The sequence below is a fragment of the Cupriavidus sp. C1SS-2L genome, assembly GCF_057073735.1.
In genome coordinates this window covers 2,876,981-2,898,089 of the sequence record NZ_CP172708.1, presented here as the reverse complement: position 1 = coordinate 2,898,089, position 21,109 = coordinate 2,876,981, and the positions used below count along the sequence as shown (strand labels likewise).

The window sequence follows — 21,109 nt, the reverse complement described above, 5'->3', positions numbered from 1 at the left end:
GAATCGCATGAGCTTCAATCTCGTCTCCCCGGGCAAGGACCTTCCCAACGATTTCAACGTGATCATCGAGATCTCCGCCCAGAGCGATCCGGTGAAGTACGAGGCCGACAAGGAAACCGGCCTGCTGTTCGTGGACCGTTTTATCGGCACCGGCATGCGCTATCCGGCCAACTACGGCTTCATTCCTCAAACGCTGTCGGGCGACGGCGACCCGGTGGATGTGCTGGTGATCACCCCGTTCCCGATCCTCGCTGGCGCTGTCGTGCGCTGCCGTGCACTCGGCATGCTGAAGATGACGGACGAGTCGGGCGTGGATGCCAAGCTGGTCGCCGTGCCGGTGGACAAGCTGTCGCCGGCCACCGCCTTCATGAAGGGCCTGTCGGACGTGCCGCAGAACACGCTGGACCAGATCAAGCACTTCTTTGAGAACTACAAGGCACTGGAAGCCGGCAAGTGGGTCAAGGTCGAAGGCTGGGCCGGCATCGAGGAAGCCCACAAGGAAATCACCGACGGCGTGGCGAACTACAAGAAGTAATTGCCTCACGGTCGACATCGGTCTGGCAGTTTATGCGTCATTCGCGCGCAATGCTGAACGGCTGCTGAACGAACCCCGCTCCGGCGGGGTTTTTTATTGCGGAAAACGTGACGATCGACAAGCCGCAGCCCCGCTTGTCGGGGTACGCTGTCGGTAGTCCCCCAAACCACAGGAGTCCCTATGAACCGCCTTCAGGGCTTGTCCGGTGCCACGGAGTTTCCCGGAACCGTGCGCCGCTACGACGGCCTCGCGATCTTTTTCCACTGGGCTGTATTCCTGCTGATTGCCGCGGCGTACGCGGCGATCGAGCTGAAAGGGTTTGCCGGCAAGGGCAGCCCGGCGCGGTCGCTGGCCATGGCGGCACATGAATGGACCGGCCTGCTGGTCCTGGTCCTTGCCGTGCCGCGCCTGCTGTGGCGCCTGGTACGCGGGACGCCGCCGGCCGAGCCGGGGTCGCGATGGATGCACCTTGCAGGCGAGGCGATGCACTGGGTGCTGTACCTGTTCATTTTCGCGCAGCCGATCCTTGGCCTGCTCACGCTCAACGCCGGTGGCCACGTACTCACGCTGCCGGGGCTCGGCCTTCAGATTCCGGCATGGGTCGGCCCCGACGACGCCTTGAAGGACCAACTGGAGGAAATCCATGAAACGCTGGGCAACGCGTTCTACCTGGTGATCGGCCTGCACGCCATGGCGGCGCTGTTCCACCACTACATGCTCGGCGATAACACCTTGCGCCGCATGTGGCGGCGCTGAGCGAACGTCAGTCGCGCTGGGCGAACGGCGACCGTTCGTTCAGTTCATCGAGGTAGGCATCGATGCCCTCGCGCTCCCGCACGAGGAAGCGCTCGACGGCATCGGCAAACGCCGGATGCGCGAGCCAGTGCGCGGACCGCGTCGGCACGGGCAGGAAACCGCGGGCCATCTTGTGCTCGCCCTGCGCGCCGCCTTCGAACGTGCCGATGCCGTGGCGGATGCAGAATTCGAGCGGCTGGTAGTAGGCGGTCTCGAAGTGCAGGCACGGGTGATACTCCAGCGCGCCCCAGTAGCGTCCGTACAGCGTGCTGACGCCCGGCGTATCGTCATAGACCACCAGCGAACTGGCGATCGGCTGACCCGCGCGTTCGGCAATCACCAGCAGCAGGTGCTGCGGCATGGAAGCACCAATGCGCTGGAAGAAGTCCAGGTTCAGGTACGGCGTGGAGTGGTGTTCTCGGTAGGTCTGGCGGTAGCAGCGATTGAAGAAGTGCCAGGCCTCGTCATCGATCTGCGCGCCTTGCAGGTGGCGGAACGTGATGCCGGCCTCCGCCACGTGGCGCCGCTCGGCGCGGATGTTCTTGCGCTTCTTCTGCGACAGCGTGGCCAGGAAATCGTCGAAGCTGCCATACCCCGCATTGGTCCAGTGAAACTGCACGCCGTGACGCATCATCATGCCGGCCTCGTCCATCAGGTCCGCCTCGGCGTCGTTGGGGAACAGGATGTGCAGCGACGACAGGCCGCTTTCCGCGGCCAGTGCCAGCGCAAGCTGCAGCAGCAGGCGTCGCGCGTCGGTGTTCTCGGCCAGCAGGCGCGCGCCGCGCACAGGCGTGAACGGGATCGCCGACAGCCATTTCGGGTAGTACTCCAGACCGTTGCGCGCATAGGCGTCGGCCCAGGCCCAGTCGAACACATACTCGCCGTACGAGTGCGATTTAGCGTACAGCGGCATCGCGCCCGCCAGCCTTTCACGCTGTCCATTGGCGGCCGGTGCCCACAGCGTCAGGTAGCGCGCGCTCCAGCCAGTATCGGCACACGCACTGCCACTTGCGTGGAGCGCATGCAGGAACGCATGGCGCAGGAACGGGGTGGCGTCCGGGTCGCTGGCGACCAGGGCATCCCAGGTGTCGGCGTCGATTTCGGCCAGATCCGAAACGATCTCCGTCCTGTAGTCCTGCACGCCGCCAGCTTCTGGCGATTCCGCCCCCTGCAGCGTGTCGGGCACACCGCCCCGGTTGCAAGATTCCGACTGCATTGCGCCTGATTCCCCGTTTCCGACAATCGGGGCGAGTCTACCGGAAACCGTAGGTGGCCGCTCCCGCCGCGGACGATGCCGGGCACCGCGTCGTAGAATGACGTATGGCCGTCACAGCAGCGGCCGCAGGAATCCCCCGATGCCGCCGGCTGCAAGCGCGTGCGATGCAGACGCCGGCAAACAAGGCCCGATATGAAGAATCCGTTTTTCAACCTGTATTCCCACGGCTTTGCGCGCGTGGCCGTGGGCGTGCCGGTCTGCCGTGTGGCCGATCCGGCCTTCAATGCCGCCGAAACGATCGCACTGGCCACGCAGGCCGCAAAGCAGGGCGCCGTGCTGGTCGCCTTTCCGGAACTCGGCCTCTCTGCTTATACGTGCGACGACCTGTTCCATCAGCGTGCGCTGCTCGATGCCTGCGAAGCGGCGCTGGGCACGATTGTCGAGGCGTCGCGCAAGCTTTCCGCCGCGATGATCGTCGGCATGCCGCTGCGGGTCGAGCACCAGTTGTTCAACTGCGCCGTGGTGGTGGCCCGAGGCCGTGTGCTCGGCGTGGTGCCGAAGTCCTACCTGCCGAACTACTGGGAGTTCTACGAGGCGCGCCAGTTCAGCGAAGCCGACAACGCCGCCACCGATTCCATCCGCCTGCACGGCCAGGATGTGCCGTTCGGCGCCGGGCTGCTGTTCGAGATCGAGGACATTCCGTTCTTCCGCTTCCATGCGGAGATCTGCGAAGACGTATGGGTGCCGATTCCGCCGTCGTCGTTTGCGGCACTGGCCGGTGCGACGGTGCTGGTCAACCTGTCGGCATCAAACATCGTGATCGGCAAGTCAGGCTACCGGCACCAGCTGGTGTCACAGCAATCGGCGCGTTGCCTGGCCGCCTACCTCTACACCTCGGCTGGCAAGGGCGAGTCGTCGACCGATCTCGCCTGGGACGGGCAGGCGCTGATTTGCGAGAACGGCGAGCTGCTGGCCGAGTCGGAGCGCTTCGCCGATACCTCGCACGTGTTATTTGCGGATGTGGACGTGGAACGCCTGTCCCGAGAACGCATGCATCAGGTGACGTTCGGCCACTCGGTGCGCCGGCACAAGGCCGAGGTCGACAAATTCCGCGTGGTCCGCTTCCCGCTCGAGGTGTCGCGCGACAAGGCGCTGCCGCTCGAACGCAAGGTGGCGCGCTTCCCGTACGTGCCGGCCGATCCACGCCAGCGCGACGAGCGCTGCCACGAGGTCTACAACATCCAGGTGCAGGCGCTGGTGCAGCGGCTGTCGGCCAGCAAAATTTCCAAGGTGGTGATCGGCGTGTCGGGCGGGCTCGATTCCACACATGCGCTGCTGGTGTGCGCGAAGGCGATGGACCGCCTGGGGTTGCCGCGCTCGAACATCCTGGCCTACACCATGCCGGGCTTTGCGACCAGCGACCGCACGTTGCGCCAGGCGCGCCAACTGATGGAGCTGGTCGGCTGCACCGCGCGCGAGATTGATATCCGGCCGAGTTGCCTCGCGATGCTGAAGGACCTGGACCATCCGTATGCGCGCGGCGAGAAGGTCTATGACGTGACCTTCGAGAACGTGCAGGCCGGCGAGCGCACCAACCACCTGTTCCGGCTGGCCAATCACAACGGCGCCATTGTGATCGGCACGGGCGACCTCAGCGAACTCGCGCTGGGCTGGTGCACCTACGGCGTGGGCGACCATATGTCGCACTACAACGTGAATGCGAGCGTGCCGAAGACGCTGATCTCGCACCTGGTGCGCTGGGTGGCCGAGACCGGGCAGGTCGGCGACAGCGGCTCGGAGGTGCTGATCCATGTGCTCGACACGGATATCAGCCCGGAACTGGTGCCTGGCGATTCGAACCACGGGCCGGAGCAGAAGACCGAAAGCACGATCGGCCCGTACGAGCTGCAGGACTTCAATCTCTACTACACGTTGCGGTTCGGCTTTGCGCCGTCCAAGATCGCGTTTCTGTCACTGCACGCGTGGGGCGATCGCGAACGCGGCATCTGGCCGAACGGGCCGCATGTGGTGCGCAACCAGTACGGTCTTCCGGACATCAAGCGCAATCTGGGGATATTCCTTGATCGCTTCTTCCGTACCAGCCAGTTCAAGCGGTCCTGCATTCCGAATGCGCCGAAGGTGGGTTCGGGCGGGTCGCTGTCGCCACGGGGCGACTGGCGTGCGCCGAGCGACTCCGAATCGGTGGTGTGGCTGAAGGATCTGGAGAAGGTGCCTGACTGAGCGATTGGACAGACTAGGCCGACGGCGGTGACGCAAAGCCGCCGGTCGCCAGATCTTTGCAAAAAGCCATGAGCCAGTCGGCCGTTTCATCAAGCGGGTAGGCCAGTTGCCTGCCGCTGGCGAGGCAGTCGACCACGGCATATCCATAGATGTCGCTGGGGTCCGTGTGCTGCCGTTCGCGGCCGGTCAGGCGGAAGTCTGCGTCGGCGTGCCCGTGGCTGCGAAGCAGGCCCAGGAACAGTACGCGTTCAGCGGTTTCGATCAGTGGCATGGGTTCTGTGTTGTCGCGGGCCTTTGCCGCTGTGTCAGGACGGATCGGCTGAAACCAGCTTCAGCCCGATCACGCCGCACAAGATGAGAGCCACGCAGCCAATGCGGGCCGGTGATGCCGGCTCGCCAAGCAATGCCATGCCCAGCAGCGCCGTGCCGGCGGCGCCGATGCCGGTCCAGACCGCGTAGGCCGTGCCCACCGGCAAGGCGCGCAGGGCCATCGTCAGCAGCACGATGCTGCTGAGTCCGGTGAGCGCGGCAAAGAGGCTCGGCCACAGCCGGCTGAAGCCGGCGGACCACTTCATGCCAAAGGCGAAAGCAACTTCCAGCAGGCCGGCACAGGCCAGCAAGATCCAGGACATCGTGGTAAAGGCGTTGGGTTGAGAGGAAGGGCGCCGTCAACCGACCAGCAGGCGGTGCGTGGACAGCCGATACAGCGTGCGGACGAACAGGACGGCGATGGCGACGGTCAGCAGCGCAAGGATGACCGCGGCGACGATGCGCAGCACGCCGGTCTCCGCATGGTGCGCATACTTCAGCGCGGCATTGGACAGCGCAGCCATCGGGAAGCTGATGGCCCACCACGACGCGGCGAACGGCACCGAGCGCCGGAACACCTTGGCCGCGAGCACCACGAACAGGAACAGGCCGAAGTAGAACAGCAGGGCGGCGAACATGTCGACGTGCTGGGTCACGTTGACATAGGCCAGGAAGCCGACTTCGAAAGGCGCGATCAGGATGATCAGCGAAGGCACCATGCCGGCGGGCAGTGGATCGTGGTGGACCAGGCGGGCAAAGATCATCGTGAAGAACACCAGCGCCATCACCGTGCCGACAGCGACGGCGAACAGGTTGAGCTCCGGCGCCCAGGCCATCGGCATGGTGCCCCCGGCCACGGCGATATCGAGCGTTGCCACACCCGGAATGAGCCACGCAGGCGTCACGTGGGTCGGGTCGCCCTTGCCGAGGAAGAGGCGGCTGGCAATCACATAGGTCAGGGCAATGGTCAGGGCGGCGCCGATGGTCCACACCACCTGACCCAGCGCTTCGCTGTAGACGCCGACGACGGACGACAGCAGCAGGATGGCAATGGTGATGGTGCCAAAGAAATTGCCTGCAATCGGATGGTTGAACTCGGCCTTGACGGCTGCCGGGTACAGGCGCCACTTGGCGAGGTAGCCCGCCGCCAGTGCAAGGAACGTGAGGACCGCCACCACGCCGACGGCATCGGCAATGGCGGGGCTGGTCCCGAACACATTGCTCGCGGCGCGCCATGCCAGCGAGAGCCCTGAGAGGCCCATGACGGCGCCGAACAGGTTGACCGGGAGATGCTGGACCGAACTGCGCTGGGTAGGCGCCGCGGCGGCGGGATTGGCTGCAATAGTCATCGTGCTTTCGTCTGCCTGTATCGAGTGCCGAGCGCGTTGCGTCGGCGATGGAACAACCCCGGACTGCGTTTCGTCCCTGCTATGGGGCTGTCGTGGAATGCATTATGGGAAAAGCTTGCGAAGGCTGAAAGAAGCTAGATACGTCAATTTCTGCCAATCCGTGATCGCTCTCGGTCAACCGCGTTTTCGCCGCGCAAATGACGCCCTAGACTGCGCTCGTCTCCAATCGAGGTATTAGGACGTATGATGAGCAGCAGGAAATTGGGAGGTGCCAGGGTCACCTGGCTGATGGATCCCGTCAGACTAGTTGGCCGAAACTGACTAAACTGGCGGAATCCGTTTCCTCCGCCTCATAGTCATACGGTCGTGAAGTCATGAAGATTGCCGTGCTTGCGTTTCCCGGAGTCCAGATGCTGGATCTGGCCGGCCCTATCGACGTCTTTCACGAAGGGGCGCGCCAGGCAGGGGAGCCGGGTGCCTATGTGTTCGAGATCGTGTCGGCGGTCCCCGGCGTGCTGCGTGCGTCCAATGGCATGACCATCACGCCAGACACGACGCTGGAAACCAGCAGCCCGGATATCGACACTTTGTTGATCGCCGGCAGCCCGCTGGTCAGCCAGGTCGAGAAAGACAGCGCCATCGGAAACTGGCTGACCCGCTATGCGCGCACGGTCCGCCGGCTGGGGTCCGTATGCTCGGGCGCCATGCTTCTGGCACACGCGGGCTTGCTGGACGGCCGCAACGCCACCACGCACTGGAACTCGACCGAACGGCTGTCGCGGCAGTTTCCTCAGGTCAGGGTGCAGCCGGACCAGATCTACGTGAAGGACGGCAATCTCTACACCTCGGCCGGCGTCACAGCGGGGCTGGACCTGGCGCTGGCGATGGTCGAGGAGGACTTCGGCCGCACGGTAGCGCTGAAGGTGGCGCGGGAATTCGTGATGTTCCTGAAGCGCCCCGGCGGCCAGTCGCAGTTCAGCGCGCACCTGGCGGCGCAGGGCGCCGAGAAGAGTGCCATTCGCGATGTGCAGAACTGGGTGCTGGAAAACCTGGCGGAACGCCTGTCCGTAGAGAGCCTGGCCGAGCGGGCCGGCATGAGCACGCGCAACTTCGCGCGAATCTTCAAGCAGGAATGCCAGGTCACGCCGGCGGACTTTGTCGAGGGCGCGCGCATTGACGCGGCGCGCCGCCAGCTTGAGGAAACGCGCAATCCGCTCAAGCGCGTCGCGGCGGTGACCGGCTTTAACGATCCCAACAGCCTGCGCCGGGCATTCCTGCGACGCCTGGGCGTGTCGCCGGCCGACTACCGTCGGCGCTTTCGCTCGACCGTATAGCGTCCAGTATCGCTGGCCTTATGCACAAGCGATCCACAGCCCGTCCACAACCCCTCCACAGGCCTTCCACAGTTTTCCCCGGTCGTTGCCCACAAGGTTATCCACAGTCATGTGGCGTGCAAGGCAGCCCGTCGATGCGCGCGCCAGCGCGCTGTGGGTGCGCATTGAACGGCTCGCGCCGACGATAGACCACGTCAATTGGCTGTTAAAATGAAAAAAATCCACGCCGTCTGCGCTCGCTGCGCGCCGGTGGCGCGTTACCCAAACGACTATAACCAGGGGCCAGTCATGAAGCAGATTACCGCCATCATCAAACCGTTCAAACTCGACGAAGTGCGCGAATCGCTCGCGGATGTCGGCGTGACGGGGCTGACGGTGACCGAAGTGAAGGGATTTGGCCGCCAGAAGGGGCATACCGAGCTGTACCGCGGCGCCGAGTATGTGGTCGACTTCCTGCCGAAGATCAAGATCGAGGTCGTGGTCGCCGAGAACCAGCTCGACACGGTGCTGGACGCCGTCGTCAAGGCCGCGCACACCGGCAAGATCGGCGACGGCAAGATCTTCGTCACGGAGATCGAGCGCGTGATCCGCATCCGCACCGGCGAGCAGGACGAAGCCGCGGTCTGATGCTTGCGCCGGGCGGCGCCGACAGGCGTCAGCTCGGCAGTTTCCAGCCGTAGCTCACCGACACCAGCCGCATGGCGATGATGCTCAGCGCACCGGTGAGCAACGCGGCTTCCTGGTCCACCTGCAGCCAGGTCAGCCCCATGTAGACCCAGCAGCCCACGAACGAGCACGTTGCGTAGGGTGAGCGGTCACGCAGGATCATCGGGACTTCATTGCACAGCACGTCCCGCACCACCCCGCCGAATACCGCCGAGATGATGCCCATCATGACCGCCACGGTCGGGGTCATCTGCGCCACCAGCGCCAGCGAGGCGCCCGTCACCGAGAACAATCCCAGGCCGATCGCATCCGCCACGATCATGGTGCGCTCCGAGGCCACGCGGCTGACCACGCGCAGCACGAAGGACGCGCCGATCGACATCGCGAAGATCAGCAGGACATAGCCTTCGTGCTCGACCCAGTAGAACGGCCGGCGGTCCAGCAGTACGTCGCGCACGGTGCCGCCGCCAAAGGCGGTGGCGAACGCGACCACGAAGGTGCCGACCACATCGAGGCGCTGCTTGCGCGCGTCGACCACGCCTGATACAGCGAAAGACAGCATGCCGATCACCTCCATCACATGGAGGATCAAGGGCAGGCGCCCCATCAGCAATTCGAGCGGCAGGTGCATCAGGTGCGCGGCTGGCGCAACAGGACCATCAGCGCACCGGCGCCGCCCTGCGCTTCGCGCGCCTGGACGAAGGCGATGACTTCGTCTTTCTGCACCAGCCAGCTGCGGACCTTGCCTTTGAGCACGGGGAGCTTGTCGGGCGAACCGATACCCTTGCCGTGGATCACGCGCACGCAGCGCACGCCGTTGCGCACCGAGCGGCGCAGGAATTCCGACAGCGCTTCGCGCGCTTCTTCGGTGCGCAGGCCGTGCAGGTCGACCTTGTCCTGCGGCACCCATTCGCCGCGGCGCAGCTTGCGGATGACGTCCATGCCTATGCCGGGCCGGCGGAAGGACAGCGTCTCATCCGTTTCGAGCAGCATGTCGACATCGTATTCGTCGGACAGCGATGCTTCGAGCACGGCCTTGTCGTTCAACTGCGTCTGCACGGGAACCGGGGCAGGGCGAGGGTTTGAGAGCGTAGCGTGGTTGCGTTCGCGCAACTGGCTGACCTGGCCGACGCTGCTGCGAAAGACATCGGCTTCTTCTCGCGCGCGTTGCGCCGCCTGCTTGGCCGCGAGCCGTTCGGCTTCGCGGCGCTCGGTCTCGGCCTTGAGGTCGTTGCGCAGGGCGGCCAGATCGTTCAGGCCGTAGCGCTTGGTCGGACGGTCGGGTTTGGCGCCGTGCGTCATGGAAAATTCTCCGGGGGCTCGGCGCCAATTATATCGGGAGGGGCGGGCCCGGCCGGTCGGCCGGGCCGCGGAGGGCTTACTTCAGCGCTTCAATGTAGCGCTGGGCGTCCAGTGCGGCCATGCAGCCTGTGCCGGCGCTGGTGATGGCCTGGCGGTAGACGTGGTCCTGCACGTCGCCGGCGGCGAACACGCCCGGGACGCTGGTAGCGGTGGCGTCGCCGGACAGGCCCGACTTCGTCACCAGGTAGCCATTTTCCATGGCGAGCTGGCCGACAAACAGGTCGGTATTGGGCTTGTGGCCGATCGCGATGAACACGCCGGCCAGCTTGAGGTCCTGGGTCTCGCCCGACTTCGCACCGCGGATGCGCAGGCCGGTCACGCCGGAGTCGTCGCCAAGCACTTCGTCGAGCACGCTGTCGTAACGGATCTCGACACGGCCTTCCTTCTCGCGCTGCAGCAGGCGGTCGACCAGGATCGGCTCGGCGCGGAAGCTGTCCCGGCGGTGGATCACGGTGACCTTGCTGGCGATATGGGACAGGTACAGTGCTTCTTCCACAGCGGTATTGCCGCCGCCGACCACGGCGACTTCCTGGTTCTTGTAGAAGAAGCCGTCGCAGGTGGCGCAGGCCGACACGCCGCGGCCCATGAACGATTCTTCGGACGGCAGGCCCAGGTACTGCGCCGACGCGCCGGTGGCGATGATCAGGGCATCACAGGTGTACTCGCCGGCATCGCCGATCAGGCGGAACGGGCGGGCCGGATTGCCGCTTTCATCGACGAGCTTGGCCGTGTGGATGTGATCGAAGATGATTTCCGTCTTGAATTCTTCTGCATGGGCCAGCAGGCGCTGCATCAGTTCCGGACCCTGCACGCCCTTGGCGTCGCCCGGCCAGTTCTCGACATCCGTGGTGGTCATCAGCTGGCCGCCTTGCGCCAGGCCGGTGATCAGCACCGGTTCCAGGTTGGCGCGGGCTGCGTAGACAGCGGCGGTGTAGCCGGCGGGACCGGATCCGAGAATCAGCACTTTTGCGTGTTTTGCCATGATGCGTTCCTGTGGCGGTGCGTCTTGCTGCGCACCGGCATTGCTCGAAACCGACATTATAAGAGGAGCGCGATTTGCCCACTGTTGCAAATTCCAATGGCGGCGATAGCGCCGCGCCACGTTAAAATGGCCGCCACCATCACCTGCAAGTGAACCAGATCAAGGCATGGCGAGAGCAACCACCACAACCCGGACGGACCCGTCGGCGCTGCCTTCGCGCATCGGCAAACTGCTTGGCGAGGTGCGCTGGTTCCTGCTGCTCGCCGTCACGCTGGGCTTCCTCTGCGTGCTGGCCAGCTACAGCAAGACCGACCCCGGCTGGTCCCACGCCAACCAGGTCGCGGACATCCATAACCTTGGCGGCCGCGTCGGCGCCTGGGTCTCCGACGTACTGTTCTTCATCTTCGGTTTCTCGGCCTACTGGTGGGCCGTTCTGCTGGTGCGCCGCTGCTGGCGGGGCTGGCGCACACTGACCGCGGAACTGCCCGAGCGTGAGGACCACCGCCAGGGCGTGACGGTGAGCTGGATCGGCTTCGTGCTGACGCTGTTTTCCAGCATGGGCCTGGAAGCCATCCGCATGTACCCGCTGCGAGCCGCGCTGCCGCGTGCGCCGGGCGGCGTGCTCGGCGACCTGATTGGCGGCTGGATGCAGACCGCGCTGGGCTTTACCGGTGCCACGCTGCTGCTGCTGCTGATGCTGGCCATCGGCCTGTCGCTGTTCTTCCATTTCTCGTGGCTGTCGGTAGCCGAGCATATCGGCGGCTTTGTCGAGACCCTGTTCCTGGGCTTCAAGGCCCGGCGCGAGAGCAAGCAGGACCGCATCATCGGCAAGGCCGCCAAGGTCGAGCGCACCGAAACCGTGGAAGTGCAGCGCGTGCGTATCGAGGAAGCGGCGCCCGTGCAGATCGTGCGGCCGCAGGCGGTGCCCAAGCACGAGCGCGTGGAGCGCGAGAAGCAGCAGCCACTGTTCGCCGATATCCAGGATTCGGACCTACCGCCGCTGGCGCTGCTGGACCCGATCCCGCCGCACCAGGAAACCGTCAGCGCCGAGACACTGGAATTCACTTCGCGCCTGATCGAGAAGAAGCTCAAGGACTTCGGCGTCGAGGTCAAGGTGGTGGCGGCCTACCCGGGCCCGGTCATTACGCGCTACGAGATCGAGCCGGCAACCGGCGTGAAGGGCAGCCAGGTGGTGAACCTCGCGCGCGACCTCGCGCGTTCGCTGTCGCTGGTGTCGATCCGCGTGGTGGAGACCATCCCGGGCAAGAACTACATGGGGCTGGAGTTGCCGAACCCGAAGCGCCAGACCGTGCGCCTGTCGGAAATCCTCGGCTCGCAGGTCTACAACGAGAGCGCTTCCAGCCTGACCATGGCGTTGGGCAAGGACATCGCCGGCAAGCCGATGGTGGCCGACCTTGCCAAGATGCCGCACTGCATGGTGGCCGGCACGACGGGCTCGGGCAAGTCGGTGGGCATCAATGCGATGATCCTGTCGCTGCTCTACAAGGCCAAGCCCGAGAGCGTGCGCCTGATCCTGATCGATCCGAAGATGCTCGAAATGAGCGTCTACGAAGGCATTCCGCACCTGTTGTGCCCGGTCGTGACCGACATGCGCCAGGCGGGCAACGCGCTGAACTGGGCCGTCGGCGAAATGGAGCGGCGCTACAAGCTGATGAGCAAGCTGGGCGTACGCAACCTGGCCGGCTACAACAAGAAGATCGACGAAGCCGCGGCGAAGGAAGAGAAGATCCCGAACCCGTTCAGCCTCACGCCGGACGCGCCGGAGCCACTCGACAGGCTGCCGACCATCGTCATCGTCATCGACGAGCTCGCCGACCTGATGATGGTCGTGGGCAAGAAGGTCGAGGAACTGATCGCGCGTATCGCTCAGAAGGCGCGTGCCGCCGGCCTGCACCTGGTGCTGGCCACGCAGCGTCCCTCCGTAGACGTGATCACCGGCCTGATCAAGGCCAACGTGCCGACCCGCATTGCGTTCCAGGTCAGCAGCAAGATCGATTCGCGCACCATCCTTGACCAGCAGGGCGCGGAAGCGCTGCTCGGCATGGGCGACATGCTCTATCTCGCCCCGGGAACGGGCCTGCCAGTGCGCGTGCACGGCGCCTTTGTCTCCGACGACGAAGTGCACCGCGTGGTGGAAAAGCTCAAGGAAGGCGGCGAGGCCAACTACATCGAAGGCATCCTCGAAGGCGGCCTGGCTGAAGGCGAGACTGGCACCGATGGCCTTGGCGGCGGTGCCGGCATTGGCGGCGGCGGTGGCGAAGCGGATCCGCTGTACGACCAGGCAGTGGAAGTCGTGCTGAAGAACCGCCGCGCGTCGATCTCGCTGGTGCAGCGCCACCTGCGCATCGGCTACAACCGTGCGGCGCGGCTGCTCGAGGATATGGAGAAGGCCGGACTGGTGTCGGCCATGTCGGGCAACGGCAACCGGGACATCCTTGCGGCCCCGGGCGCCGCAAGGGAAGATGACTGAGCGCCGCATCGGTAACATGTGGTTACCCGGTAACCGGCGCAGTGCGGAATCCGGCGCCGGCCGCACGCTCTAACCTGACAGGTTGCGCCGCCGCCTGATCCAATTGGCACGCGGCGGCGCGGCGCCTTTTCCATCAGCAAGGATCTGATACATGCGAAAACGCATTCTCGTGTCGGCCTGTGCAGCGCTCGCCGTATTTGCTGCGCACATGCCCACGGCGCTCGCCGCCGCCACTGACCAGTTGCAAAGCTTCGTGACCGGCGTGAAGAGCGCCAAGGGCGAATTCACGCAGCGCCAGGTCAAGGGGCAGGGCGACAGCCTCAAGGTCACCGGCACGTCGAGCGGCAGCTTTGTGTTCTCGCGCCCGGGCAAGTTCACGTGGCGCTATGCCAAGCCCTATGAGCAGTTGTTGCAGGCAGACGGGCAGACGCTCTACATCTACGACAAGGACCTGAACCAGGTCACCGAGCGCAAGCTCGACGGCGCATTGGGCTCGAGTCCGGCAGCCATCCTGTTCGGCAGCAATGACCTCGAGAAGAATTTCACGGTCAAGAACGGCCCGACGCGTGACGGCGTCGAGTGGCTGGAGCTGACGCCGAAGTCGAAGGACACGCAGTTCGAGCGGATCGGCATTGGCTTCAAGGGCGGCAATCTGGAGGCGATGGAGTTGCGCGACGCGTTCGGCAACACCACGCTGCTGACGTTCTCGGCCATGCAGAAGAATCCGCAACTGCCCGCGAATGCATTCCGGTTCACGGTGCCCAAGGGCGCCGATGTGATGAAGCAATGAGAGGCGCCATGTCCGCACTGAAACCCGTGGTGTCCAGCGACGCGCGCCGTGTCGCGGTGGCTGCCGTATGCATGGCGGTCGCGCTTGGCTTGTCCGCGTGCGCAACGACGGCCAGCGGCAAGTTCGATGTCGATTCTTTCCTGCGGGCGTCCGACACGGCCTTGCCCGAAGTGCTTGGCAACGCGGCGTTCCTGTCGGCGACGCGCGTGCCGGCGAACGAGTGCGCCGTCATGCTTCAGTCGGCCAGCACCGGCGTGCTCGAAGATTTGCCACCGAGCAGCAGCGCGCGCGGCCCGGCGTGGGTGCTGCATCCCGCCAGTTCGCCAGGGCGGGTCTGGCTCGTCACCAGCGAAGCTGGCGGCGAGCGGACTTGTCATGGTCCGCTGCCCGCCGATGCCATGAAGACGCTGGTCGATCGCGCCAAGGGCTGATTACGTCGCTGCGCTGGGTGCATGCAAGTAGCGCTGGCGCGGCACCGGCAGCGCCTTGAGCTGCTCGCGGCGGATGCGGATGGCTTCCTCATCGCCGCGCTTGATGGCGGCGCGTAGCCTGAGTACCGCCTTGCGGTATTGCTTCTTCTTTCGAACCCGGGTGGTGATGGCCATGGCAGGCAGCCTCCGTTCTGTGGGAAAAGCGCTCGGCGGCCGGCCGGTATGGCGCGGTCGCGCGTGCCATGGTACTGCCGGGATTTCGGCGCAGGCTGGCGTTTGCCAAAAGATTCAGATCGGCCTGCCAAGAAACTGAATGCCCGCGCGACGGGCCCTGTCGCAGAATTGTGGTCTCGCGAAACAAACAGATCGCGACGGCCAGCGATCATCGGATCAAGGAAAAAGAACATGTTCTCCCTGCTTCGTCGCCGTGCACTGCACACGCTTGCCTTTGCAGCCACCCTTGGTGCACTGGGCGTCGGCTGTGTAGCGCCTCCCGCGCCACCTGCCGCATCCGGCAGTCCCGCGCAGGGTTCGTCCCCAAGCCCTATCCAAAGTCCCACGCAGAGCCCGACTGGCCCGCAAGGTGCGCGCGGCACGTCCGAAGGCTGTCAGGCCGACAAGCTGGGCGACGACATCCTGGTCGGCAAGACCGAGGCCGAGGCCATCGCGCTGCTGCAAGGCTGCGCCTGGCGTCTTGGCGAGCGCGACGGCCAGCAGTATCCGGGCACCATGGACTACAACCCGCAACGCCGCACGCTTGGCGTCACGTCCGGCAAGGTTGCGTGGGTGCGCCGCGGCTAGGTTTCAGAGAAGGAATCGCTTGTTGCCGGTTACCTCGGTCGGCTCGACCTTCCGGAAAGTGAGTTTCACGCTGCTGTCGAGCCTTCGGCCAGCCTGCTTGCGCCGAAGCGCGCGTTGCATCACGCCCTTGTGGCCCACCGTGCCTTCGGCATAGGGCTGGCCGTTTCCGATATTCAGCAACCCCGCGGCGAGCGCAGCATTGCGCTCGGCGGCGCTCTTTTCGAGCAGCTTGTCGAGCGCGACGCGGGCGCGCACCTGGGCCATCAGAGTCGCGTCGGACGGATTGGCGCGGGCCCGCTCCGCATCCCACGGCAACCGCACCTTGCCGGCCAGGCGGCGCAGCGCGGCGCGCAGTTCGGGGCCATCCATCTTGTTGTCCTGCACGATCCAGACGGCGTCATGCCGGATCAGTGCTTCGGTGTCCGCCATCCTGCGCAGCAGTACGGCGGGCAGGGCGGGCGCGCTCACCTGGTGCGAGCGGCGGATGGCATTGAGCGTGATGCGCCGGATCTGCGGATTGGCATGGTCGGCCAGGTCGGCGAGCACGCGCTGCGCGGCGTCCGGCGAGTCGATCATTTCGGCCAGCTGGCCCGCCAGGGAAACCTCCTCCACGCTGCTGAGCTTGCCCTTGCCGACAAGCCGGTTCATCTTGAACACCAGAAAGTGATATTTCAGCATAATTCCCCGGGCAATCTTGTTAGCCGCGTGGCGGGAAGCGACATCCGGCCTGCCTCGCCCGCCGCCTTGTCTGTTGTCCCCGGACGAGGGATTCCGCAAGAATCCTGAGCCGGGCCAAGCCCGGATATCGGTCGTCGCTGGGCGAACCTTGAGGGAAATCAGAACACGCAGAATCCTGCGGCCCATGGGCGTCAGCAGCCCCCCCGCAAGAGCCTTGTCCGCGTCTGCGCGCGGCGCGGCGGAACAATGGTCTACACTCTCACGTTCCCCGGCGCCGCTGGCGCCAACCACGCCGATGCCTTGCAGCTGGCGATTTTCGAGGCCTGAATACCGTGGCGGACACGTTGTTTTCCGATTCTCCCGACCGTTCCCGGCAACCGCTTGCTGAGCGCCTGCGCCCACGCAATATCGGCGAGGTGATCGGCCAGCAGCACCTGCTCGGAGCGGGCAAGCCGCTGCGCGTGGCGTTCGAGTCCGGCGAGCCGCACTCGATGATCCTGTGGGGCCCGCCCGGCGTGGGCAAGACCACGCTCGCGCGGCTGATGGCCGATGCGTTCGACGCCGAGTTCATCGCGCTGTCGGCCGTGCTGTCCGGTGTGAAGGATATCCGTGAGGCGGTGGAGCGCGCCGAGCAGTTTCGCGCGCATGGCCGCCGCACGCTCGTGTTCGTCGATGAAGTCCACCGCTTCAACAAGAGCCAGCAGGACGCGTTCCTGCCGCACGTGGAAAGCGGGCTGTTCACGTTCATCGGTGCGACCACCGAGAATCCGTCGTTCGAGGTCAACGGCGCATTGCTGTCGCGCGCGGCCGTGTACGTGCTGAAAAGTCTCGACGATGCCGAACTCACGCAGCTCGCGCAACGCGCGAGCGAAGAGCTGGGCGGTATCACGTGGCAGGAAGAGGCGCTCAAGCTGATCGTGGCGTCCGCCGATGGCGATGGCCGCAAGCTGCTGAACAATATCGAGATAGTAGTCCGCGCGGCACGCAATGCAGGCGCGACCGAGATCGATACCGCTCTGCTGGGCAGCGCGCTGTCCGAGAACCTGCGCCGCTTCGACAAGGGCGGGGATGCGTTCTACGATCAGATCAGCGCGCTGCACAAGTCGGTGCGCGGCTCCGACCCCGACGCCGCGCTGTACTGGTTCTGCCGCATGATCGACGGCGGCGCGGATCCACGCTACCTCGCACGGCGTATCGTGCGCATGGCGTGGGAGGACATCGGGCTGGCCGATCCGCGCGCCGCCCGGATCACACTGGACGCCGCCGAGACCTATGAGCGCCTCGGTTCGCCCGAAGGCGAGCTGGCGTTAGGACAGGCACTGATCTACCTGGCCGTGGCGCCCAAGTCGAACGCCGGCTACAACGCGTACAACGCGGCACGCGCGTTCGTGTCCAAGGACAAGTCGCGCGCGGTGCCGGTGCATCTGCGCAACGCGCCCACGCGGCTGATGAAGGAACTCGGCTACGGCCACGCCTACCGCTACGCGCATGACGAGCCCGAGGCCTATGCAGCCGGCGAGCACTATTTCCCGGACGACCTCAAGGCGCAGGACTGGTACCAGCCAGTACCGCGCGGCCTGGAAGGCAAGATCGCCGAGAAGCTGCGCCACCTGCGCGAACTCGACGCGGCCTGGCACCGCGAGCACAAGGCCAAGGGCAAACCGGCGGAATAAGGCGGCTCGTCCGTGCTGATCGGGTACGGCAGCCGGGCCGGGTGAAGTAAAATGGCGAGTCCGCTGGCATGTCGCCGGCCCCGCACTTCCCACACCGCAACATGCTCGACATCCAGCTGTTCCGCAAAGACATCGACGCCGTGGCGCAACGCCTTGCCACGCGCGGCTTCCAACTCGACGTAGCGGCTTTCCAGGCGCTCGAAAGCGAGCGCAAGCAACTGCAGACCCAGACCGAGGAACTGCAGTCCCGCCGCAACAGCCTGTCCAAGCAGATCGGCATGCTCAAGGGCAAGGGCGAAGACGCCTCGGCTGTGATGGCGGAAGTCGGTGGCATCGGCGATACGCTGAAGGACTCGGCTGCGCGCCTCGAAGAAATCCAGGCCCAGCTTTCCGAACTGATGCTGTCGATCCCGAACCTGCCGCACGAAAGCGTGCCGCTCGGCAAGGACGAAACCCAGAACGTCGAAGTGCGCCGCGTCGGCGAGCCGCGCAAGTTTGATTTCGAAGTCCGTGACCACGTGGACGTCGGCGACAAGCTCGGCCTCGACTTCGATACCGCGGCCAAGGTCACCGGTTCGCGCTTCTCCATGTTGCGTGGCGGCATGGCGCGCATGCACCGCGCGCTGGTGCAGCTGATGCTAGATACCCACACGCTGGAACACGGCTACACCGAGATGTACGTGCCGTACATTGTCAACGCCGCGTCGATGCGCGGCACTGGTCAGCTGCCGAAGTTCGAGGAAGACCTGTTCAAGGTGCCGCGCAAGGTGGGCGGCGAGGATGGCGAGCGTACTGAGAACTTCTACCTGATCCCGACCGCCGAGGTGCCGCTGACCAACATCGTGCGCGATGCCATCGTCGCGGGCGACAAGCTGCCGCTGCGCTTCGTCGCGCATACGCCGTGCTTCCGCTCCGAAGCGGGTTCGTACGGCAAGGACACGCGCGGCATGATCCGCCAGCACCAGTTCGACAAGGTCGAGCTCGTGCACGTCGTGCCGGCCGAGCAGTCGTTCGACGCGCTGGAACAGCTGACCGGCCACGCCGAGGCGATCCTGAAGAAGCTCGACCTACCGTTCCGCACCATCGTGCTGTGCACCGGTGACATGGGCTTTGGCAGCACCAAGACCTATGACCTCGAAGTGTGGATCCCGGCGCAGAACACGTACCGCGAAATCAGCTCGTGCTCGAACATGGGCGACTTCCAGGCGCGCCGCATGCAGGCACGCTACCGCGTGGGGCAGGGCAAGCCGGAGCTGGTCCATACACTGAACGGCTCGGGCCTGGCCGTGGGTCGTACGCTGGTGGCCATCCTCGAGAACTACCAGAACGCCGACGGCTCCGTCACCGTGCCGACCGCACTGCAGCCGTACATGGGCGGCACCACGCGTCTGGAACCGGAGCTGTAAAAAACTGCATGCCAGGCTCTTGCGCTGGCTGCAGGAACCTGTCTATAATCTTGGTTTCGCTGCACGCGACCAAGTTACCGGAGAGGTGGCAGAGTGGTCGAATGTACCTGACTCGAAATCAGGCGTACCGGCGACGGTACCGTGGGTTCGAATCCCACCCTCTCCGCCAACAAGAAGCTGCCGACTGTTTCGACCACCGGCAGACAAGAAGACTGTAGTAAAACTCAGACCGACTCCTGCGCAAGCAGGCGTCGGTTTTGTTTTTTGTGCGCCGGATTTGCTGTGATCCGGCGCGCGTTCACCGGCCCTGATGCTGGCCGGACCACCGAGGTCTCAGCCGATGACATCCACGCCCGCCGAACTGCCCCGCGATCCCGACCTCGTTCCCGGCATGCCATACCGGCACTACAAAGGCGGCGCCTATGCCGTGGTTGGCCTTGGCCGGTTCGAAGCCGACTTGTCGCCCGTTGTCGTGTATGAAGCGATGCGCGACCGTTCGCTGCTGTGGGTGCGTACCGCCGATGTCTTCAGCGAGCCGGTAGCAACGTCGAACGGTACGGTGCCACGCTTTGCGCCTGACTGGCCGGCCGCGCTGGCTTGCCTCGATTTCCTGCCGCGCAAGGCGGTGCTCGATGTGCTCGCGCTGTACGACGCGCCGTACCGGCACTACCACGACCGCCGACACGTGCTCGAGATGTTCGAGCAAGCCCGTATCCGCGGCGTGGCGCTGAACCCTGCCCAAGCGCTGGCGGTGTTGTTCCATGACGCCGTGTATATCCCCGGTTGCGAACATAACGAAGCCGCTTCGGCCGCGCTGATCGCGACGATGGCACCCGGTGTCGACGCCGGCATCGTTCAACTCGCCGCGCAGATCGTGCTGGATACGCATACCCATGCGGCCACGGTCGCGGATGCAGCGCTCGTACTCGATCTCGATCTGTACCGGCTCGCCGTGCCTGCGGCGGACTTCGACGCCTACAGCCTCGCCGTCTTCGAAGAGAACCGCGCCTTGCTGGCGGCGCACACCGGACTTTCGGGCGAGCCGCTGATGCAGGCGTTCCGGGAGCGCCGTGCCGCCTTCCTGTCCACGCTCGCGCAGCGCCCACGGCTGTTCGTGACTGACGCCTTCGCCGATTGCGAAGCCACGGCGCGCGCCAACATTGCGCGCGTTGCCGCCGACTGAAAACGGCTACGAAGCAGGAGTCGTCATGGATGCGCAGCAATTGCTGATGCCCGCCCATGCGCTCGGCTTGCTGGCGCTGTTCGCGCTGGCGGCCTTGATGCTGTTCTGGCTGATTCCGCTGTTGCTCGGCATCATCCGGCCGCTGGTGAGATGGCTTGATGTGTGGCGGGCCGCGAGCGTGGAGGCATTGTCGAATCGCACTGCCGGCCGTGGCGGGCGCTCATCGCGCCTGCGGGCCATGACGCTGCGCATGCTCGAGCGCGACGCGGCCGAGCTGCTGCTTGTCGCTGCCGCAGGCGCGAGCCTTCTGGCCTGCGGCAGCGCGCTGCTTTGGCTGGTCGACGGGATTGCCGAAGACCGGGGACTGGTCGCCCTGGACCACGCAGTATTCGACCATTTGCGCGCGGTGCGGCAGGGCTGGCTTGACGTAGCCATGATCGCGATCACCGAGCTTGGCGGCGCGCGGGTCTCGGTTGCGGTTGGTGTCGCCGTCTTTGCGTGGCTGGCGTGGCGGCGCGCATGGGCGGCCGCGGCGTACTGGGCGATTGCCTTGCTCGGCGCGCGCGCCTGCGTGATTGCGCTCAAGTTCGGCTTGCAGCGCCACCGTCCGGCAAGCATCTACAGCGGGCTGGAGTCCTACTCGTTCCCCAGCGGCCACGCCAGCGGCAGCATGGTGACCTATGGCTTCCTCGCTTTCCTGATCTGCCTGCGCCAGCCCTGGCGCGTGCGTGCGCCGGTGCTCGCGCTGACCGCCGTGGCGGTGGCGGCGATCGGCCTGTCGCGCCTGTACCTGGGCATGCACTGGCTCTCGGACGTGGCCGCCGGCTTCGTGCTTGGGCTCGCGTGGATTGCGCTGGTGGGCACAGC

General features: G+C 65.3%; 21 protein-coding genes, 1 tRNA gene and 1 pseudogene. 14 read left to right on the top strand and 9 right to left on the bottom strand.

The window, feature by feature from the left end; genetic code table 11:
* The first annotated feature begins 7 nt into the window (after nucleotides 1-7).
* Entirely contained in the window at nucleotides 8-535 is a 528-nt protein-coding gene (gene ppa, locus ACIGJG_RS13445; RefSeq protein ID WP_011298762.1) for an inorganic diphosphatase, read from the top strand.
* A gap of 180 nt (nucleotides 536-715) precedes the next feature.
* Nucleotides 716-1,291 (top strand): cytochrome b, encoded by a 576-nt coding sequence (locus ACIGJG_RS13440; RefSeq protein WP_140950379.1) that lies wholly within the window; start codon nucleotides 716-718, stop codon nucleotides 1,289-1,291.
* A gap of 7 nt (nucleotides 1,292-1,298) precedes the next feature.
* Here the strand turns inward: ACIGJG_RS13440 and ACIGJG_RS13435 are convergent, their stop codons facing one another.
* Complete coding sequence (locus ACIGJG_RS13435; RefSeq protein ID WP_011298760.1) at nucleotides 1,299-2,546, bottom strand: GNAT family N-acetyltransferase; 1,248 nt, start codon at nucleotides 2,544-2,546, stop codon at nucleotides 1,299-1,301.
* Between the two features lie 192 nt (nucleotides 2,547-2,738).
* Between ACIGJG_RS13435 and ACIGJG_RS13430 the strand changes: the two genes are divergently transcribed.
* Nucleotides 2,739-4,787, top strand: coding sequence for an NAD(+) synthase (locus tag ACIGJG_RS13430; RefSeq protein WP_140950380.1), 2,049 nt, complete (start codon nucleotides 2,739-2,741; stop codon nucleotides 4,785-4,787).
* Between the two features lie 13 nt (nucleotides 4,788-4,800).
* Here the strand turns inward: ACIGJG_RS13430 and ACIGJG_RS13425 are convergent, their stop codons facing one another.
* From ACIGJG_RS13425 to ACIGJG_RS13415, 3 genes are read right to left on the bottom strand one after another with little or no spacing between them, the layout of a single operon-like run.
* Nucleotides 4,801-5,058: a hypothetical protein gene (locus ACIGJG_RS13425; protein ID WP_140950381.1), complete on the bottom strand. Its 258-nt coding sequence runs from the start codon at nucleotides 5,056-5,058 to the stop codon at nucleotides 4,801-4,803.
* Nucleotides 5,059-5,092: 34 nt separating this feature from the next.
* Nucleotides 5,093-5,419: a DMT family transporter gene (locus ACIGJG_RS13420; protein ID WP_011298757.1), complete on the bottom strand. Its 327-nt coding sequence runs from the start codon at nucleotides 5,417-5,419 to the stop codon at nucleotides 5,093-5,095.
* A gap of 36 nt (nucleotides 5,420-5,455) precedes the next feature.
* Nucleotides 5,456-6,445, bottom strand: a complete 990-nt coding sequence (locus tag ACIGJG_RS13415) for an SLAC1 anion channel family protein (protein ID WP_011298756.1) — start codon at nucleotides 6,443-6,445, stop codon at nucleotides 5,456-5,458.
* A 374-nt stretch (nucleotides 6,446-6,819) separates the two neighbouring features.
* On the opposite strand from ACIGJG_RS13415, the gene ACIGJG_RS13410 reads away from it, so the two are divergent.
* Both ACIGJG_RS13410 and glnK read left to right on the top strand, forming a co-directional pair.
* Nucleotides 6,820-7,779: a GlxA family transcriptional regulator gene (locus tag ACIGJG_RS13410; RefSeq protein ID WP_140950382.1), complete on the top strand. Its 960-nt coding sequence runs from the start codon at nucleotides 6,820-6,822 to the stop codon at nucleotides 7,777-7,779.
* A 288-nt stretch (nucleotides 7,780-8,067) separates the two neighbouring features.
* A complete protein-coding gene (glnK, locus tag ACIGJG_RS13405; protein WP_011298753.1) occupies nucleotides 8,068-8,406 on the top strand; it encodes a P-II family nitrogen regulator in 339 nt (112 codons plus the stop codon).
* Between the two features lie 28 nt (nucleotides 8,407-8,434).
* Here glnK and ACIGJG_RS13400 read toward each other — a convergent pair whose 3' ends face one another.
* From ACIGJG_RS13400 to trxB, 3 genes are all read right to left on the bottom strand, one after another.
* A complete protein-coding gene (locus ACIGJG_RS13400; RefSeq protein WP_011298752.1) occupies nucleotides 8,435-9,076 on the bottom strand; it encodes a trimeric intracellular cation channel family protein in 642 nt (213 codons plus the stop codon).
* Nucleotides 9,076-9,747, bottom strand: a complete 672-nt coding sequence (locus ACIGJG_RS13395; protein WP_011298751.1) for a Smr/MutS family protein — start codon at nucleotides 9,745-9,747, stop codon at nucleotides 9,076-9,078. Before ACIGJG_RS13395 ends, ACIGJG_RS13400 begins: the two co-directional genes overlap by 1 nt.
* 76 nt (nucleotides 9,748-9,823) lie before the next feature.
* Nucleotides 9,824-10,789, bottom strand: coding sequence for a thioredoxin-disulfide reductase (trxB, locus tag ACIGJG_RS13390; RefSeq protein ID WP_011298750.1), 966 nt, complete (start codon nucleotides 10,787-10,789; stop codon nucleotides 9,824-9,826).
* 166 nt (nucleotides 10,790-10,955) lie between these two features.
* Between trxB and ACIGJG_RS13385 the strand changes: the two genes are divergently transcribed.
* The 3 genes from ACIGJG_RS13385 (at nucleotide 10,956) to ACIGJG_RS13375 (ending at nucleotide 14,501) form a co-directional block, all read left to right on the top strand.
* Nucleotides 10,956-13,280: a DNA translocase FtsK gene (locus tag ACIGJG_RS13385; RefSeq protein WP_011298749.1), complete on the top strand. Its 2,325-nt coding sequence runs from the start codon at nucleotides 10,956-10,958 to the stop codon at nucleotides 13,278-13,280.
* 151 nt (nucleotides 13,281-13,431) lie between these two features.
* On the top strand, nucleotides 13,432-14,070 hold the full coding sequence (gene lolA, locus ACIGJG_RS13380; RefSeq protein ID WP_011298748.1) for an outer membrane lipoprotein chaperone LolA: 639 nt from the start codon (nucleotides 13,432-13,434) through the stop codon (nucleotides 14,068-14,070).
* A gap of 8 nt (nucleotides 14,071-14,078) precedes the next feature.
* A complete protein-coding gene (locus ACIGJG_RS13375) occupies nucleotides 14,079-14,501 on the top strand; it encodes a hypothetical protein (RefSeq protein ID WP_041679687.1) in 423 nt (140 codons plus the stop codon).
* Here the strand turns inward: ACIGJG_RS13375 and ACIGJG_RS13370 are convergent, their stop codons facing one another.
* Nucleotides 14,502-14,675 (bottom strand): hypothetical protein, encoded by a 174-nt coding sequence (locus ACIGJG_RS13370; protein ID WP_166487018.1) that lies wholly within the window; start codon nucleotides 14,673-14,675, stop codon nucleotides 14,502-14,504.
* A gap of 231 nt (nucleotides 14,676-14,906) precedes the next feature.
* On the opposite strand from ACIGJG_RS13370, the gene ACIGJG_RS13365 reads away from it, so the two are divergent.
* On the top strand, nucleotides 14,907-15,302 hold the full coding sequence (locus ACIGJG_RS13365) for a hypothetical protein (RefSeq protein WP_483672434.1): 396 nt from the start codon (nucleotides 14,907-14,909) through the stop codon (nucleotides 15,300-15,302).
* A 3-nt stretch (nucleotides 15,303-15,305) separates the two neighbouring features.
* On the opposite strand, the gene ACIGJG_RS13360 is transcribed toward ACIGJG_RS13365, so the two are convergent.
* Nucleotides 15,306-16,166: a hypothetical protein gene (locus tag ACIGJG_RS13360; protein ID WP_011298745.1), complete on the bottom strand. Its 861-nt coding sequence runs from the start codon at nucleotides 16,164-16,166 to the stop codon at nucleotides 15,306-15,308.
* 146 nt (nucleotides 16,167-16,312) lie between these two features.
* Between ACIGJG_RS13360 and ACIGJG_RS13355 the strand changes: the two genes are divergently transcribed.
* The 5 genes and pseudogenes from ACIGJG_RS13355 to ACIGJG_RS13335 form a co-directional block, all read left to right on the top strand.
* Nucleotides 16,313-17,653, top strand: a complete 1,341-nt coding sequence (locus tag ACIGJG_RS13355; protein ID WP_483672433.1) for a replication-associated recombination protein A — start codon at nucleotides 16,313-16,315, stop codon at nucleotides 17,651-17,653.
* A gap of 101 nt (nucleotides 17,654-17,754) precedes the next feature.
* A complete protein-coding gene (serS, locus tag ACIGJG_RS13350) occupies nucleotides 17,755-19,059 on the top strand; it encodes a serine--tRNA ligase (RefSeq protein ID WP_483673083.1) in 1,305 nt (434 codons plus the stop codon).
* Nucleotides 19,060-19,138: 79 nt separating this feature from the next.
* A tRNA-Ser gene (locus ACIGJG_RS13345) sits at nucleotides 19,139-19,228 on the top strand.
* A gap of 171 nt (nucleotides 19,229-19,399) precedes the next feature.
* Complete coding sequence (locus tag ACIGJG_RS13340) at nucleotides 19,400-20,242, top strand: DUF1653 domain-containing protein (protein WP_376990593.1); 843 nt, start codon at nucleotides 19,400-19,402, stop codon at nucleotides 20,240-20,242.
* A 25-nt stretch (nucleotides 20,243-20,267) separates the two neighbouring features.
* Nucleotides 20,268-21,041, top strand: a pseudogene (locus ACIGJG_RS13335) (phosphatase PAP2 family protein); the annotation flags it as partial.
* Between the last annotated feature and the right edge of the window lie 68 nt (nucleotides 21,042-21,109).

Coding starts and splice junctions, on each gene's coding strand:
- ppa (WP_011298762.1), top strand. CDS start 8: ATGAGCTTCAATCTCGTCTCCCCGGGCAAGGACCTTCCCAACGATTTC.
- ACIGJG_RS13440 (WP_140950379.1), top strand. CDS start 716: ATGAACCGCCTTCAGGGCTTGTCCGGTGCCACGGAGTTTCCCGGAACC.
- ACIGJG_RS13435 (WP_011298760.1), bottom strand. CDS start 2,546: ATGCAGTCGGAATCTTGCAACCGGGGCGGTGTGCCCGACACGCTGCAG.
- ACIGJG_RS13430 (WP_140950380.1), top strand. CDS start 2,739: ATGAAGAATCCGTTTTTCAACCTGTATTCCCACGGCTTTGCGCGCGTG.
- ACIGJG_RS13425 (WP_140950381.1), bottom strand. CDS start 5,058: ATGCCACTGATCGAAACCGCTGAACGCGTACTGTTCCTGGGCCTGCTT.
- ACIGJG_RS13420 (WP_011298757.1), bottom strand. CDS start 5,419: ATGTCCTGGATCTTGCTGGCCTGTGCCGGCCTGCTGGAAGTTGCTTTC.
- ACIGJG_RS13415 (WP_011298756.1), bottom strand. CDS start 6,445: ATGACTATTGCAGCCAATCCCGCCGCCGCGGCGCCTACCCAGCGCAGT.
- ACIGJG_RS13410 (WP_140950382.1), top strand. CDS start 6,820: ATGAAGATTGCCGTGCTTGCGTTTCCCGGAGTCCAGATGCTGGATCTG.
- glnK (WP_011298753.1), top strand. CDS start 8,068: ATGAAGCAGATTACCGCCATCATCAAACCGTTCAAACTCGACGAAGTG.
- ACIGJG_RS13400 (WP_011298752.1), bottom strand. CDS start 9,076: ATGCACCTGCCGCTCGAATTGCTGATGGGGCGCCTGCCCTTGATCCTC.
- ACIGJG_RS13395 (WP_011298751.1), bottom strand. CDS start 9,747: ATGACGCACGGCGCCAAACCCGACCGTCCGACCAAGCGCTACGGCCTG.
- trxB (WP_011298750.1), bottom strand. CDS start 10,789: ATGGCAAAACACGCAAAAGTGCTGATTCTCGGATCCGGTCCCGCCGGC.
- ACIGJG_RS13385 (WP_011298749.1), top strand. CDS start 10,956: ATGGCGAGAGCAACCACCACAACCCGGACGGACCCGTCGGCGCTGCCT.
- lolA (WP_011298748.1), top strand. CDS start 13,432: ATGCGAAAACGCATTCTCGTGTCGGCCTGTGCAGCGCTCGCCGTATTT.
- ACIGJG_RS13375 (WP_041679687.1), top strand. CDS start 14,079: ATGTCCGCACTGAAACCCGTGGTGTCCAGCGACGCGCGCCGTGTCGCG.
- ACIGJG_RS13370 (WP_166487018.1), bottom strand. CDS start 14,675: ATGGCCATCACCACCCGGGTTCGAAAGAAGAAGCAATACCGCAAGGCG.
- ACIGJG_RS13365 (WP_483672434.1), top strand. CDS start 14,907: ATGTTCTCCCTGCTTCGTCGCCGTGCACTGCACACGCTTGCCTTTGCA.
- ACIGJG_RS13360 (WP_011298745.1), bottom strand. CDS start 16,166: ATGGGCCGCAGGATTCTGCGTGTTCTGATTTCCCTCAAGGTTCGCCCA.
- serS (WP_483673083.1), top strand. CDS start 17,755: ATGCTCGACATCCAGCTGTTCCGCAAAGACATCGACGCCGTGGCGCAA.
- ACIGJG_RS13340 (WP_376990593.1), top strand. CDS start 19,400: ATGACATCCACGCCCGCCGAACTGCCCCGCGATCCCGACCTCGTTCCC.